The sequence below is a fragment of the Paenirhodobacter huangdaonensis genome (genome assembly GCF_004022465.1).
GTDB classification, from domain to species: Bacteria; Pseudomonadota; Alphaproteobacteria; order Rhodobacterales; family Rhodobacteraceae; genus Rhodobacter; species Rhodobacter huangdaonensis.
Genome location: NZ_SAVA01000001.1, coordinates 570,201 through 583,941, shown reverse-complemented (window position 1 = coordinate 583,941; position 13,741 = coordinate 570,201). Strand labels below are relative to the sequence as shown.

The following is a 13,741-nucleotide window of genomic DNA, read 5'->3' as shown; positions in this document are numbered from 1 at the left end:
GCGGGGGCCTCCTTACAGCAGGAATTCTGGATCGACCGGGATCTGCATCCCGGTGACGAGGTGGTTCGTCTGCGCCGCGAGCGCGACGATCGACAGAAGCTCGGCATGTTCGGCCGCGCCCATGCCCTTCGCCTGCGCCTGCGCGGTGTGCGAATGCACGCAATAGCTGCAGCTGTTGGCGATCGAGACCGCGACATAGATCATCTCGCGCGTCTTCGGGTCGATCTCGCCGGGCACGGTCATCACCGCCTTCAGCCCCTCCCAGGTGCGCGCGAGCAACCCCGCATCGAAGGCGAGCGCGCGCCAGAAGTTGTTGATGAAGTCGGTCTTGCGCGTCGCGCGGATGTCGTCGAACACCGCCTTCACCGCGGGGATCGTCTCCGCCTCGGCATCGCTCATCAGTTTCACGGTCGCCATCGCGTCCTCCTTTTCCCGCCGCTCAATGCACGGCGGCATACATGATCCTGGCCTCGGTCGCCTCGCCGGGCGAGAATTCCTCGACGATCCGGCCCTGACGGCACACGAGGATGCGGTCGGAGAGGTTCATCACCTCGGGCAGGTAGGAGGAAATCACCACCACCGCGAGCCCCTCGTCGGCAAGCCGGTTGATCAGCGCGTGGATTTCCGCAATCGCGCCGACGTCGACGCCGCGGGTGGGTTCGTCGAAGATGACGAGCCGTGGCTTCTGCACCAACCCCTTGCCGATCACCACCTTCTGCTGGTTGCCGCCCGAGAGCTCGACCACCCGGGCATTCTCGTTGATCGCGCGGATGTTCAGGGTCTGCGTCCACTCGGCCGCCACCGCCGCCATCTCGGCGCGCCCGACATACCAGGCATGGTCGTGACCCGCCGCCAGAAGCCCGGAATAGATGTTCTCGGCAATCGACATCGTCTCGAAGAAGCCCTCGGCCTTGCGGTCCTCGGTGATGTAGACGATGCCGTCGCGCACCGCCTCGCGCGGCACGGTATAGCGCACCGGCCGGCCGTCGAGCGCCACCGCGCCGCCCCTCAGGAAGTCGCGCTTGTAGATCCCCGAGACCACCTTGAAGGTCTCGGTCCGGCCCGAGCCCACCAGCCCGAAGACCCCGGTGACCTGCCCGGCAAAGACGGAAAACGAGGTGTTGCGCACCATCGCCCCCATCGACAGATCCTGCACCGACAGCACCTTCTGCCCCGCCTGGCGCGTGCCTGCGGCGGAGCGGTCGCGGTAAAGCGCATCGGACAGCGTGCGCCCGACCATCGCGGCGACGATCGTCTCGCGGGTGAACCCGGCGGTCGGGCCCGTCGCCACCAGCTCGCCGTCGCGCAGGATGGTGATGCGGTTGGAGAGGTCGAGCGCCTCCTCGAGCGCGTGCGAGATGAACACGATCGACACGCCGCGCGCCTTCAGCCGGCGGATCAGCGCGAAGAAGTGGCGCTTCTCCTCGGGGGTCAGCGTCGCGGTCGGCTCGTCGAAGATGATGACCTCGGCGTTGTGATGGACGGCGCGGGCGATCTCGACCATCTGCTTCTTCGCGGCACCCAGCGTCTCGACCATCGCCGCCGGATCGACCGGGAAGTTCAGCGATTGCAGGAATTGCTGGGCCGAGATGTAGGTGCCGCGCAGCCGGTTCAGGAACTTCTCGGAGCCGAGATACAGGTTTTGCGCCACCGTCATCGAGGGCACGAGCGAGGTCTCCTGGAAGACCATCGCGATGCCGGCCTCGAGCGCCGCGTTCGGCGTGGCGAAGACCGTCTCGCGGCCGTGCAGCCACATCCGCCCGGAACTGGGGGCGACGACGCCCGCCATCATCTTCGTCAGGGTCGACTTGCCGGCACCGTTCTCGCCCAGAAGGGCATGGATCTCGCCCTTGCGCAGCTCGAAATCGACCGCGCGCACGGCGGGCACGCCGCGATAGGCCTTGGTCATCTTCTCGAGCCGCAGGATCGCATCGTCCATGCTCAGCCCTCCGCCGGCAGGGTGACGATGACATCGCCGCCCTTCGAGGCGACGACAAGCTGGCCCGCGTGCACGATCGCCGAGCACACGCCGTGGCGATGCCCGTTCGCGCGGCTGTGCGCGCTCGCGACCGGGTTCATCTGCCGGTCGAGCCGCACCACCAGCCCCCAGGAGCGCGAGGGCGACCAGGGTTTGTGCACGCCCATGGTGCGGATGCCGCCGCATTGCAGCGGTTCGAGGAAGCTGCGCCCCGAGGCGAGCGCCGGCGCGATCCAGTAGTCGCGTGGCACCTCGCGGATCATGTCCTCGCGGAAATGGGTTTCCTGCAGCACGAATTCGATCAGCCGGTTGCGCGGTGCAAAGACCGCAAGCACCGCGCCGCCGTCGGGGGCGGGCGAGATCCGGGCGGGATAGCCCGGGATCATCTCGATCAGCGGTTTCAGTGCGCCCTCTGCGTTCAGCTCCATCACCCGGTGCCGCCAGCTTTCGGAAAAGGCGATGGCGCCGCCCGGGCGCGGGCAGAGCCCGTTCGGCCAGGCCAGATCCTGCGCCACCTTGTGGAAGGGCTGGCCCTCGGCGCGGCGCACCCAGATCGAGCCGGTGGCGCGCCGCTTCATAAGATCGGCTGCCCAGTCCGAGGGCGCGTGTTCGGCCGAGCCGTTCGTCAGCCACAGCGCGCCGTCGGCCGAGAAGGCAAGGCCGGTGATCGCCCGCACCTCGGGCAGCAGGTGCTGTGCCACCCCGTCGACCAGCAGCGCGCCGGTTTCAAGCGCGACGGCAAGCTGCCCCTCGGCCGACACCGCCAGCGCGGTCACCGGCGCCGCGAAGCGCTGGAAGGGACGGGGCTCGGCGCCCGGCACGAGGCGGCAGAGCGCATTGCCCGAGGAGGCGATGAGCTCGCCCCCGAGCACGGCGAGGTTGTCGGGTTCGGCAAGACGCGCGCGCACCGGCGCCTCCTCAAGCGCGGTATTCGGCCGGAATGCGCCATCCATCGGCGGGATCGTCACCGCCTTGCCGCGGAAGAGGTCGAGGATCGGATCGAAGATCATGCGCGGCTCCCCCAATAGGCGCGCATCCCGGTCCATTCGGGGGCGGCGCCCTCGATCCGGTAGCGGCCGATGCGGTTGTTCAGGATGCCACCGATGAACAGCTCGCCCTTGTGCTCGCGCATCGAGGTGACCATCGGGTGGTTCTCGCCGGTGAGGTCGCCGAAGGTCTGCAGGATGCGGCCGCTGTCGTCGAATTTCACGATGCCGCCGGTGTTGATGTTCGGGAACAGCCAGTCGTCCTGCGGCAGACGGCGGGTCATCCGCTTGCGCATCGCCGGGTGGCGGAGTGACAGATCGAAGCTCGGCGTGCGCATGCCGAGCCAGGCCATCCAGTAGGTGCCGTCCGAGGCGCGGTTGATGTTGTCGGTATAGCCCGGCATGTCCTTGATGACGCATTCCGCGGTGCCGGCCTTCGGTCCCTCGAGCCAGTAGCGGTGGATCCGGCAGGCCCAGCTTTCGGCGAAATACAGCGACTTGCCGTCATGGGCCATGCACACGCCGTTCGTGTAGCGATAGCCGTCGAGCAGCGTCTTCGTCGAGCCGTCCCTGGGATCGTAGACCAGCAGCCGGCCGGTGCCGCGGTTCTCGATGCTGTCGAGCGTCCAGTCGTGGGCGTCGTAGCGCTTCGTCGAGTCGGTGAAATAGATCCGCCCGTCCGGCGCGATGTCGAGGTCATTGGGGTCGCGCAGCCGCGCATCGTCCTGCACCGAGGTGAGCGAGCGCCGGGTCTCGGCGCTCAGCCGCGTCACCGTGCGGTCTGGCGCGATCTTGTAAAGCCCCATCGCGCCCACGCAGGAGATCAGGTTGCCGTCGCGGTCGAAGGCGAGGCCGAGGGGGAAGCCGCCGACATGGGCGAAGACCTCGGAGCGGGTGTAGTCGGGGGCGAAGAAGCGCACGATCTCGCCATGCCGGGTGCCGCAATAGAGGTGGTCGTCGGCGTCGAGGATCACGTCCTCGGGCCCCTCGAGCGCGCCCAGCCCGATCGGCGCGGCCGCGGCGAGGCGGTTGTTCAGCGCATAGGGCGTGCCCGAATGCGGCTCGGCCGACTGGGTCTCGCCCATCTTCAGATAGACCGGCGCGACATAGACCTCGTTCAGCACCTTGTGGCGGTTCTTCAGCCAGCGGATGTCGATGGTGACGGCGATTGCCAGCATGATGCCCAGAACCATCTGGTTGGTGCCGGTACCATAGCCCATGCGAATGAGCCCGTTCGTCATCACCAGCACGATCACCGCGCCCATCAGCCCCTTGACCACCGAGCCGCGCCCGCCGCCGAGGGCATTGCCGCCGACGACCGCCGCGGTGAGGGCGAGGATCTCGAGCCCGGCGCCGGTGCCCGGGCCTGCGCCCGAGAGCCGGCAGGCGATCAGGAACCCCGCCGCGCCCGAGCACAGGCCCGAGAAGACATAGGTCAGGAACACCGTGCGCCGGACCTTGATGCCGGCGTTATGCGCCGAGCGGCGCGAGCCGCCGACGGCGAGGATGTGCCAGCCGATGCGGGCGCGGGTCAGGGTGACATGGGTGACGAGCGCCAGCAGCCCGGCCGCGATCACCGGCACCGAGAGCCCGGCAAAGGTGCCGTCGCCGATGAAGTCCCAGGCCTCGGAGCTGGCAAAGGACATCTGGATCGCGGCGCCGAACTGCACCACCAGAATGTCGAAGACGGCGCGGCCGATGATGAAGGTGACAAGCGTGGTCAGAAACGCCCGCAGCCGCAGGAAGCCGACGAGATAGCCGTTGATCGCACCGAAGACCGCGCCGGTCGCCAGCGCCGCCAGAAAGGCTGCCCAGACCGGCAGGCCGAGGATGAAGAACGAGCCCACCGAGGCGAAGGTCGCCAGCGCGAAGATCGAGCCCACCGACAGGTCGATGCCGCCGCCGAGCATCACCACGGTGAGGCCGATCACCACGATCGCGAACTCGCCGAGCTGGCGGGTCGATTCCTGCAGGCTGAATGGGTTGAAGAACCCCGGGATCGCCGTGCCGAAGAGCGCGATCACCGCCACCAGCACGAGGAACGGGATCGCGTTGTCGGTCCAGCGCTTGGTCAGGATCTCGCCGATCAGGTGATCGGGAATGAGGTTGTAGCGCAGGGCCTGCAGGCGTTCGCGTGACGGCATGTCGGGGGTGTCCGGCTCGGGAGGAGGGGAGGGCGGCCCCGCAGGGCCGCCCCGGTTCGCGTGAGTGGAAGTCGTGTGAGGGGCAGGCCCTACTTCGCCGCCGCCTGCAGCGCCTGCAGATCCCAGCAGGTGCCGGGCGTCAGCTCGGCCTTGGTGGTGGCCTTGAGCAGGGTGTAGAGATAGGCCGACGAGGTGCCCGGCGCCTGACCGCTTTGCAGCAGGTATTTGATCATCGCCACCATGTCGCTCGACTCGTGGGCGAGATCGGTCATCACCACCGCGTCATAGGTGCCGTCCTCGAGCCGGTCGCAATCGGCGGCCTTCTCGCCGCCGCCGGTGGTCACGAGGTAGACCTGATCCTGTTTTCCCGCGTCGCGGATCGCGGCGGCCGCGCCGGTCGCATCGCCGTCCCAGAAGTCGATGATGCCGCAGATGTCGGGGTTTTGCTGCAGCATCGTGGTGGTGACATTGCGCGAGGTGGTGGCATCCCAGTTCGAGTCGGGTTTCGCCACGACCTGGAAGTCGGGATATTTCGCCAGCACCTCCATGATGCCCGCATATTGGAACAGGCTGGTGGCATTGACCTGATCGCCCTGCACGAGGCCGATCTTCTTCGAGCTGCCCTCGCCGCAGCCCTTGACCACCGCCTCGGCCTCAAGCCGGCCAAGCTGGGTCCAGTCGGAGCCGGTGTAGACGTCGGCCTTGAAGTTCGCCGGGTTGTCGACAAGGATCACGTAGATCCCCGCCTGCTGCGCCTTCTTCAGCAGCTTCGAATAGCTGTTCAGGTCGGGCGACATCACGATCAGCACGTCGGGCTTCTCGGCCGAGGAAATTGCCTCGGTGATCGCCTGCGCGCCCGCTTCGGCCGACCAGTTCGGGTCGCGGGTCTCGAGCGTGCCGCCGAAGGCGTCGATCTCGCGCTTCAGGAAGGCGGTCCAGCCCTGGGCGAGGTCGAAGCCCATCGACAGCGGCACCAGCATCACCTTCTTGCCCTTCAGCGCGGCCGAATAGGCGGCGGGGCCCGGGTCGTCGAGTGCCGCGGCAGGCAGCGTCGCAGCGCCGAGGAAGCCCGCGGCCGCGGCGGTCATCACGGCAGTCTTCAGCAATGTCTTCATGTCGTTCCCCCTGTTGGAAATGGCCCTCCGCGCGCACCGGGCGCGCGGTGGCGGTCGTCGGTCTCAGATGTCGCCTTGCTGCGCGGTCTGCTCGTCGCGCGGGTTCAGCAGCCCGTCGAAGATGATCGCGGCGAGCAGGATCGCGGACTTGATCAGGTTCTGATAGAGCAGCGGAATGTCGAGAATGGTCATCGCGTTCAGCAAGATGCCGATCAGCGCCGCGCCGATCAGCACATTGCGCACCCCGCCCTTGCCGCCCGCAAGCCCGATGCCGCCGATCACCGTCACCAGCACGATGTCGTAAAGCTGGGTCGAGTTCACCACGCGGGTGTTCATCGACTGCAGGCTGCCCGCGGTCAGGAGCCCGGCGGCGAAGGCGACGAGCGACGAGATCACATAGCGCAGCACCAGCATCGGCCGCACCGGCATGCCGACATTGCGCGCCGCCGCCGGGTTGTCGCCCGCGTAATAGACATAGCGGCCCCATTTGGTGAAGCGCAGGAAGACGAAGGCGGCAAGGGCGAGACCGGCGAAGACGAAGACCTCGAGCGGCACGTCGGCAAGCCGCAGCGCGCCCAGTTCCGCCACCCAGTGCCCGGGCGGCACCGGCACCGCGTCCGAGCCGATCAGCTGCGAACGCACCAGCCCGTAGACGAAGGAGGCCGAGGCGAGGGTGACGAAGATCGCCGGCACCTCGGCATAGGCGACAAGGAATCCGTTCGCGAAGCCGATCGCCACCACGCCGGCAAGGGCCAGACCAAGCGCCGCGCCGTCGCTCATGCCGTTGCCCAGCATCTGCAGATACCATGCCACCGACATCGCCATCACCGCCACCATCGACAGGTCGATGCCGCGGCCGATCACGATCACCGCCATGCCGAGCGCGAGGATGCCCAGCACCGAGACCGAGCGCACGATCGCCACCAGATTGTCGGGCGTGAAGAATCCCGGAAGCGTCAGCGCCGCGACGACGAAGATCGCCACCGCGATCGCGAAGACGATGCGCTCCTGATTGAGGGATCCGAGAAAACCCATCGGCAAGACCTTCCTGTGGCGGCCGTCCTCTCGCGGGGCGGTCCGATCCGGTCAGGCTAGTCTCGCGCGCGCAGCGTGGTCCAATGAATAATTTCTGGCAAAATCCATGCGAAACCGGAATGGGTCGGGGCTCAGACCGCCTGCAACCGGCCGTAGCGGGTGGCGGGCAGGCGCCCGTCCTCAAGCGCCTGATCGGCGCGGATATGGGCGCCGAGCGCCTCGATGAAGCGCCGGCCGTAGAGCGGCAGCCCGGCCCGCGCGTTCCACATCGCGCAGATGCCGAACAGCACCGGATCGCCATTGAGCGCGATCGGCCGGCTGACCAGCCGATCGACCGGGGGCTTGGCCGAAGAGGGCACGACGGCGATGCCGTTGCCGCCCTCGGCCATGGCGAACAGCGTGTGCGGCGAATAGCTCTCCAGCACGATGTCGGCGACGGTCCCCGACACCCGGCAGGCGGCATCGAACACCTCGCGCGAGGCGTGGCGGCGGTTCAGCGTCAGGATCGGCCGGTCGAGCAGATCGGCCAGTTCCACCGGCGCATTGCCCTCGGGCAGAAGTTCGGGTTCGGCCACGGCGAGAAAGCCGAGCTGGCCGAGCGGCAGGCTTTCGAGCACGTCGATCGGCCTCGAGGGCGCGGCCGAGAGGGTGAGGTGCAGCAGCCCGTCCTTGAGCTTGCCGGCAAGCTCGGGCCCGCCGCCATCCTCGAGCCGCAGCTCGATCCCCGGATTGGCCGCGCGCCAGCCGCGCAGGAAGGTGGGCAGATAGCGCTCGATCATCTGCGAGCAGGCGCCGACGCGCAGAAGCCCGGCATCGCCCTTCGCCAGATCCTCGGCGCAGGCCATCAGGCTGCGGTCGGCGGCGAGCACCGCGCCGACGCGGCCACGCAGCGCCTCGCCCGCGGCGGTGAGCCGGATGCTGCGCCCGGCCTTTTCGAACAGCGCGACGCCCAGGTGGTCCTCGAGCGCCTTGATCTGCCGCGACAGCGCCGATTGCGTCAGGTTCAGCCGCTCGGCGGCGCGGGTGACGTTCATCGTCTCGGCGGTGGCGGCGAAGGCGGTATAGGTGCGGATGTCCATGGGGCGCGCTCCGGTTTGGCCGGTGAAAGCCTAGGCGCGGGCGGGGCGATGCGTCAACAATGCTGCTGCATCCGCGACGGCGCAAAGCAGCAGGTCTTTTTCCGTCGATCCGGTGTCGCAAATGTTGATCGGCGCCGCGAAAACTCTGGCTAGAGTGGGCTCATGCGGCCCCGTCCGCAGCGAGTCACGGCGGCTTGCCGCCCCCCTTCAGCCCGATCCGTGCGCAAGGCGCGGAGCCAACAGAGGTGCCACATGCTGGGCAAGACCGAAATCCGCGCGCTTCTCGATGCACGCCGCCCGAACTATGCGCTCGAACGCGATCTCTACTGTGATCCGGGCGTCTTCGAGGCGGATCTCGAGCAGATCTGGTACAAGGAATGGCTGTTCGCGATTCCGGCGGTGCAGCTGACCAAGACCGGCGCCTATGCGACGCTGCAGATCGGCGCCTATCCGGTCGTGATCGTGCGCGGCGCCGATGGCGCGATCCGCGCCTTCCACAACGTCTGCCGCCACCGCGGCCAGCGGCTGTGCGCTAAGGAAACCGGCTCGGCGCCGAAGATCGTCTGCCCCTATCACCAGTGGACCTACGAGCTCGACGGCCGGCTGCTCTATGCGAAGGACATGCAGCAGGGCTTCGACCCGGCGGCGCACGGGCTGAAGCCGGTGGCGTGCAAGACCATCGGCGGCATGGTCTTCGTCTGCCTCGCCGACACCCCCCCGGACACCACGCTGCTGGAAGAAAAGCTGTCGGCCTATCTCGCCCCCTCGGGCGTCGCCGAGGCCAAGGTCGCCTTCACCTCGACCATCGTCGAGAAGGGCAACTGGAAGCTCGTGTTCGAGAACAACCGCGAGTGCTATCACTGCGGCGGCTCGCACCCCTCGCTGTGCCGCACCTATTCCGACAGCCCGACGATGACGGCGATGGAAGGCCCGGACAGCGCCGCGCCCGAGATCCTCGAGCACTGGGCGCGCTGCGAGGAGGCGGGCCTGCCCTCGCGCTTCACCAACGAGCCGAAGATGCAGTGGCGCCTGGCCCGCATCCCGCTTCTGAACAACGCCGAGAGCTACACCATGAGCACGAAGCGCGCGGTGAACAAGCTGATGGGGCAGATGCCCTTCCACGACGCGGGCTCGCTGCTGTTCTACCTCTATCCGAACACCTGGAACCACTTCCTTGCCGATCACGCGATCGTCTTCCGGGTGCTGCCGGTCAGCGCCACGGAAACCCTCGTCACCACCACCTGGCTGGTGCCGAAGGATGCGGTCGAGGGGGTGGATTACAACCTCAAGGAACTGACCGAGGTCTGGGAAGCGACGAACGACGAGGACCGCCGCGTCGTCGAGGAGAACCAGAAGGGCATCCTGTCGCCGGCCTACGAGCCCGGCCCCTATTCGACCGTGGTCGAGGAGGGCGTGATCCAGTTCGTCGACTGGTATTGCGACCTGATGTCGGCGCGTCTTGCGCCGAAACCGGCGCTGGCGGCGGAGTAATCGGATGGCGAAACCCCGGCTGAACTGGGGCGCCGAGCCCTGGCAGGATTCGGAGCCGCTCGAATGCGCGATGGTGGTGCCGGAGACCTCCGACACCGCCACCTTCACCTTCCGCGCGCCGTCGGGCGCGTGGTTCGACTATCAGCCGGGGCAGTTCGTCACCCTCGATCTGCCGGTCGATCCGGCGAAGGGGGCGGCGGGGAACGTGCAGCGCACCTACACGATCTCGTCGAGCCCGTCGCGGCCCTTGTCGATCTCGGTCACGGTGAAGGCGCAGAAGGACAGCATCGGCACGCGCTGGATGCTTGACCATCTGAAACCCGGGATGCGGATCCGCGCCTTCGGGCCCTCGGGGATCTTCTCCTTCCTGCGCCACCCGGCGAAGAAATACCTGTTCATCTCGGCGGGCTCGGGGATCACCCCGATGATGTCGATGACCACCTGGGCCTGGGATTCGGGCGAGATGCCCGACATCGCCTTCGTCCATGCCGCGCGCCGGCCCTCGGAGATCATCTTCCGCGAGCGGCTCGAGCAGTTCGCGAACCGGGTGCCGGGGCTGCAGCTGCGCTTCTCGGTCGAGGAGCCGGACCCGTTCCGCGCCTGGCCGGGCTATCACGGCCGGCTGAACCAGATCATGCTCGGCCTGATGGCGCCCGACTATCTGGAGCGCGAGGTGTTCTGCTGCGGGCCCGAGCCCTTCATGCAGGCGGTGCGCGAGATGCTGATCTCGCTCGGCTACGACATGGAGCAGTACCATCAGGAAAGCTTCGGCGCCCCGGTGGCGACCGAGGCCGAGGCGCCGGTGATCGAGGACATCACCCCCGAGGAAGGGGTGAAGGCCGAGGTCACCTTCACCGAAAGCGGCATCACCGCGCCCTGCGCCGAAACCGACACGATCCTTGCCGTCGCCAAGCGCGCGGGGCTGAACATCCCCTCGGGCTGCACCTTCGGGCTGTGCGGCACCTGCAAGGTGAAGAAGGTCTCGGGCGAGGTGCATATGGTGCACAACGGCGGGATCTCGGACGAGGACATCGAAGAGGGCTGGATCCTCGCCTGCTGCTCGAACCCGATGGGCAAGGTCGAGGTCGAGGTCTGACCCGTTCAAGGCCGTGAAGAAGCCACTCGTTGCGACTGAAACGCCCGCCATTTCCGGCGGGCGTCTTCTTGTCTGCGGGGGGCGTTTTCAGGCGGCCGAGGAGGTCACCGGCACGTAGTTCAGCACCGGGGCAAGCCAGCGCTCGGCTTCGGCGAGCGTCATGCCCTTGCGCCGGGCGTAATCCTCGGCCTGATCGCGTTCGACCCGGGCGACGCCGAAGTAATAGGCATCGGGATGGGCGATATAGAGCCCCGAGACGGAAGAGCCGGGCCACATCGCCATGCTGTCGGTCAGCGTCACCCCGGTCGCCGCGGTGGCGTCGAGCAGATCGAAGATCGTCCCCTTCTCGGTGTGGTCGGGCTGGGCGGGATAGCCGGGCGCCGGGCGGATGCCGCGATAGGGCTCGGCGATGAGTTCCTCGGGGGAATAGCCCTCGTCGGGCGCATAGGCCCAGAACTCGCGCCGCACGCGGGCGTGCAGCAGCTCGGCCAGCGCCTCGGCGATGCGGTCGGCGAGCGCCTTGACCATGATCGCGCCGTAATCGTCATTCGCGCGCTCGTAGCGCGCGGCGATTTCCTGCTCCTCGGGGCCCGCCGTCACCACGAAGCCGCCGACATGGTCGGGCACGCCCGCCGGGCCGACGAAATCGGCGAGCGCCACGTTCGGCCGGCCCTCGCGCTTGCGGGTCTGCTGGCGCAACGTGTGCAAGGTGGCAAGCGGCGTCGCGCGGTCCTCGCCGGTGAAGAGGCGAATGTCATCGCCCTCGGCATTCGCCGGCCAGAAGCCCACCACCGCCTTCGGGGCGAACCATTTCTCGGCGATGATGCGCTCGAGCATCGCCTGCGCGTCGGCAAAAAGCGCGCGCGCCGCCGCGCCCTGCTTCTCGTCCTCGAGAATGCGCGGATAGACGCCCTTCAGCTCCCAGGTCTGGAAGAACGGGGTCCAGTCGATGTAGCGCGCGATCTCGGCCAGATCCCAGTCGGAGAGAACCCTGGTGCCGAGGAAGCGCGGCGCCGGCGCGGCATAGCCCGACCAGTCGATCGCCAGCGCATTCGCCCGCGCGTCCGCCAGCGGCAGGCGCTGCTTCGCTAGCTCCGCGCGCTCGTGCCGCTCGGCCACGTCGCGATATTCGGCGCGGATCTGGTCGATATAGGCGACCTTGTGCTCGGCGCTCAGCAACTGGCTGACGACGCCCACGGCGCGGCTCGCATCGGTGACATAGACCGCCTGGCTGTGGGTGTAGCGCGGCGCGATCTTCACCGCCGTATGCACCTTCGAGGTGGTCGCGCCGCCGATCAGCAGCGGAATATCGAAGCCCTCGCGCTCGAGTTCGGTCGCCATGTGCACCATCTCGTCGAGCGAGGGGGTGATCAGCCCCGAGAGCCCGATCGCATCGACCTGCTCGGCCTTCGCCACCTCGAGGATCTTCTGCGGCGGCACCATCACGCCAAGGTCGATGATCTCGTAATTGTTGCACGCAAGGACGACGCCGACGATGTTCTTGCCGATGTCGTGCACATCGCCCTTCACCGTCGCCATCAGCACCTTGCCAGCGGTCTCGCGGCCGGTGCCACCCCTCGCGGCCTTTTCCTCTTCCATGTAGGGCAGCAGCACCGCCACCGCCTGCTTCATCACGCGCGCCGATTTCACCACCTGCGGCAGGAACATCTTGCCCGCGCCGAAAAGGTCGCCCACCACGTTCATGCCCGCCATCAGCGGCCCCTCGATCACATCGAGCGGGCGGGCGGCGGCCTGGCGGGCCTCCTCGGTGTCGGCCTCGATGAATTCGGTGATGCCGTTCACCAGCGCATGTTCGAGCCGCTTCGCCACCGGCCACTCGCGCCAGGCGAGGTCGCGCGCCTTCTCCTCCTTCGCGCCCGCGCCCTTGAAGCGCTCGGCGATGGTCAGAAGCCGCTCGGTCGCGGTGCCGCCGGCCTTGGGCACGCGGTTCAGCACCACGTCCTCGCAGGCCTCGCGCAGCTCGGGGTCGATCTGGTCGTAAACTGCAAGCTGGCCGGCATTGACGATGCCCATGTCCATCCCCGCCTGAATGGCGTGATAGAGGAAGACCGCGTGCATCGCCTCGCGCACCGGTTCGTTGCCGCGGAAGCTGAACGAGAGGTTCGACACCCCGCCCGAGACATGGGCATGGGGCAGGTTCTGCCTGATCCAGCGCGTCGCCTCGATGAAGTCGACGCCGTAATTGTCGTGTTCCTCGATCCCCGTCGCCACGGCGAAGATGTTCGGATCGAAGATGATGTCCTCGGGCGGGAAGCCGAGCTCGTCCACCAGAATGCGATAGGCGCGCTCGCAGATCCGGGTCTTGCGCTCGAAACTGTCGGCCTGGCCCTTCTCGTCGAAGGCCATCACCACCACCGCGGCGCCATAGGCGAGGCAGAGCGAGGCATGGGCACGGAAGGCGTCCTCGCCCTCCTTCAGGCTGATCGAGTTGACGATCGGCTTGCCCTGCACGCATTGCAGGCCGGCCTCGATCACCTCCCATTTCGAGCTGTCGATCATCACCGGCACGCGGGCGATGTCGGGCTCGGCGGCGACGAGGTTCAGGAACTCGACCATCGCTGCCTTCGAGTCGATCAGCCCCTCGTCCATGTTGATGTCGATCACCTGCGCGCCGTTCTCGACCTGGCTCCGCGCTACCTCGAGTGCGGCGGCATAGTCGCGGTTGGTGATCAGCTTGCGGAACCGCGCAGAGCCGGTGACGTTGGTGCGCTCGCCCACGTTCACGAAGGGGATGTCGGGGGTGAGGGTGAAGGGTTCAAGCCCGGAGAGGCGCAGCAGGTGGTTGGTCATGGTCTT

10 protein-coding genes are annotated in these 13,741 nt (G+C 67.6%); 2 read left to right on the top strand and 8 right to left on the bottom strand.

Annotated features, from left to right (window positions below; translation table 11 throughout):
• Positions 1 to 12: 12 nt before the first annotated feature.
• The 7 genes from EOW66_RS02780 to EOW66_RS02750 all read right to left on the bottom strand — a co-directional run bounded on the left by EOW66_RS02780 (position 13) and on the right by EOW66_RS02750 (position 8,337).
• The gene (locus EOW66_RS02780; RefSeq protein ID WP_128154631.1) at positions 13 to 417 is read right to left on the bottom strand and encodes a carboxymuconolactone decarboxylase family protein; all 405 of its coding nucleotides are present in this window, start codon (positions 415 to 417) and stop codon (positions 13 to 15) included.
• Positions 418 to 439: 22 nt separating this feature from the next.
• Positions 440 to 1,939 carry a sugar ABC transporter ATP-binding protein gene (locus tag EOW66_RS02775; RefSeq protein ID WP_128154630.1) on the bottom strand — a complete coding sequence of 500 codons (1,500 nt, stop codon included), beginning with the start codon at positions 1,937 to 1,939 and terminating at the stop codon, positions 440 to 442.
• A 2-nt stretch (positions 1,940 to 1,941) separates the two neighbouring features.
• A complete protein-coding gene (locus EOW66_RS02770) occupies positions 1,942 to 2,988 on the bottom strand; it encodes a hypothetical protein (protein WP_128154628.1) in 1,047 nt (348 codons plus the stop codon).
• The gene (locus EOW66_RS02765) at positions 2,985 to 5,108 is read right to left on the bottom strand and encodes an ABC transporter permease (RefSeq protein WP_128154626.1); all 2,124 of its coding nucleotides are present in this window, start codon (positions 5,106 to 5,108) and stop codon (positions 2,985 to 2,987) included. The genes EOW66_RS02770 and EOW66_RS02765 overlap by 4 nt, the downstream gene beginning before the upstream one ends.
• An 89-nt stretch (positions 5,109 to 5,197) precedes the next feature.
• Complete coding sequence (locus EOW66_RS02760; protein WP_128154624.1) at positions 5,198 to 6,223, bottom strand: sugar ABC transporter substrate-binding protein; 1,026 nt, start codon at positions 6,221 to 6,223, stop codon at positions 5,198 to 5,200.
• Positions 6,224 to 6,286: 63 nt separating this feature from the next.
• Entirely contained in the window at positions 6,287 to 7,258 is a 972-nt protein-coding gene (locus EOW66_RS02755; protein WP_128154622.1) for an ABC transporter permease, read from the bottom strand.
• Between the two features lie 131 nt (positions 7,259 to 7,389).
• Positions 7,390 to 8,337 carry a LysR family transcriptional regulator gene (locus tag EOW66_RS02750; RefSeq protein ID WP_128154621.1) on the bottom strand — a complete coding sequence of 316 codons (948 nt, stop codon included), beginning with the start codon at positions 8,335 to 8,337 and terminating at the stop codon, positions 7,390 to 7,392.
• Positions 8,338 to 8,589: 252 nt separating this feature from the next.
• Here EOW66_RS02750 and EOW66_RS02745 point away from each other — a divergent pair, with 252 nt between their 5' ends.
• Positions 8,590 to 9,828 carry an aromatic ring-hydroxylating oxygenase subunit alpha gene (locus EOW66_RS02745; protein WP_128154619.1) on the top strand — a complete coding sequence of 413 codons (1,239 nt, stop codon included), beginning with the start codon at positions 8,590 to 8,592 and terminating at the stop codon, positions 9,826 to 9,828.
• Positions 9,829 to 9,832: 4 nt separating this feature from the next.
• Positions 9,833 to 10,924, top strand: coding sequence for a hybrid-cluster NAD(P)-dependent oxidoreductase (locus tag EOW66_RS02740; protein WP_128154618.1), 1,092 nt, complete (start codon positions 9,833 to 9,835; stop codon positions 10,922 to 10,924).
• 87 nt (positions 10,925 to 11,011) lie between these two features.
• On the opposite strand, the gene metH is transcribed toward EOW66_RS02740, so the two are convergent.
• Positions 11,012 to 13,735, bottom strand: a complete 2,724-nt coding sequence (metH, locus tag EOW66_RS02735) for a methionine synthase (protein WP_128154616.1) — start codon at positions 13,733 to 13,735, stop codon at positions 11,012 to 11,014.
• Positions 13,736 to 13,741 lie beyond the last annotated feature (6 nt).

Excerpts from the sequence above, each read along its gene's own strand:
- EOW66_RS02780 (WP_128154631.1), bottom strand. The coding sequence starts at position 417 with ATGGCGACCGTGAAACTGATGAGCGATGCCGAGGCGGAGACGATCCCC.
- EOW66_RS02775 (WP_128154630.1), bottom strand. The coding sequence starts at position 1,939 with ATGGACGATGCGATCCTGCGGCTCGAGAAGATGACCAAGGCCTATCGC.
- EOW66_RS02770 (WP_128154628.1), bottom strand. The coding sequence starts at position 2,988 with ATGATCTTCGATCCGATCCTCGACCTCTTCCGCGGCAAGGCGGTGACG.
- EOW66_RS02765 (WP_128154626.1), bottom strand. The coding sequence starts at position 5,108 with ATGCCGTCACGCGAACGCCTGCAGGCCCTGCGCTACAACCTCATTCCC.
- EOW66_RS02760 (WP_128154624.1), bottom strand. The coding sequence starts at position 6,223 with ATGAAGACATTGCTGAAGACTGCCGTGATGACCGCCGCGGCCGCGGGC.
- EOW66_RS02755 (WP_128154622.1), bottom strand. The coding sequence starts at position 7,258 with ATGGGTTTTCTCGGATCCCTCAATCAGGAGCGCATCGTCTTCGCGATC.
- EOW66_RS02750 (WP_128154621.1), bottom strand. The coding sequence starts at position 8,337 with ATGGACATCCGCACCTATACCGCCTTCGCCGCCACCGCCGAGACGATG.
- EOW66_RS02745 (WP_128154619.1), top strand. The coding sequence starts at position 8,590 with ATGCTGGGCAAGACCGAAATCCGCGCGCTTCTCGATGCACGCCGCCCG.
- EOW66_RS02740 (WP_128154618.1), top strand. The coding sequence starts at position 9,833 with ATGGCGAAACCCCGGCTGAACTGGGGCGCCGAGCCCTGGCAGGATTCG.
- metH (WP_128154616.1), bottom strand. The coding sequence starts at position 13,735 with ATGACCAACCACCTGCTGCGCCTCTCCGGGCTTGAACCCTTCACCCTC.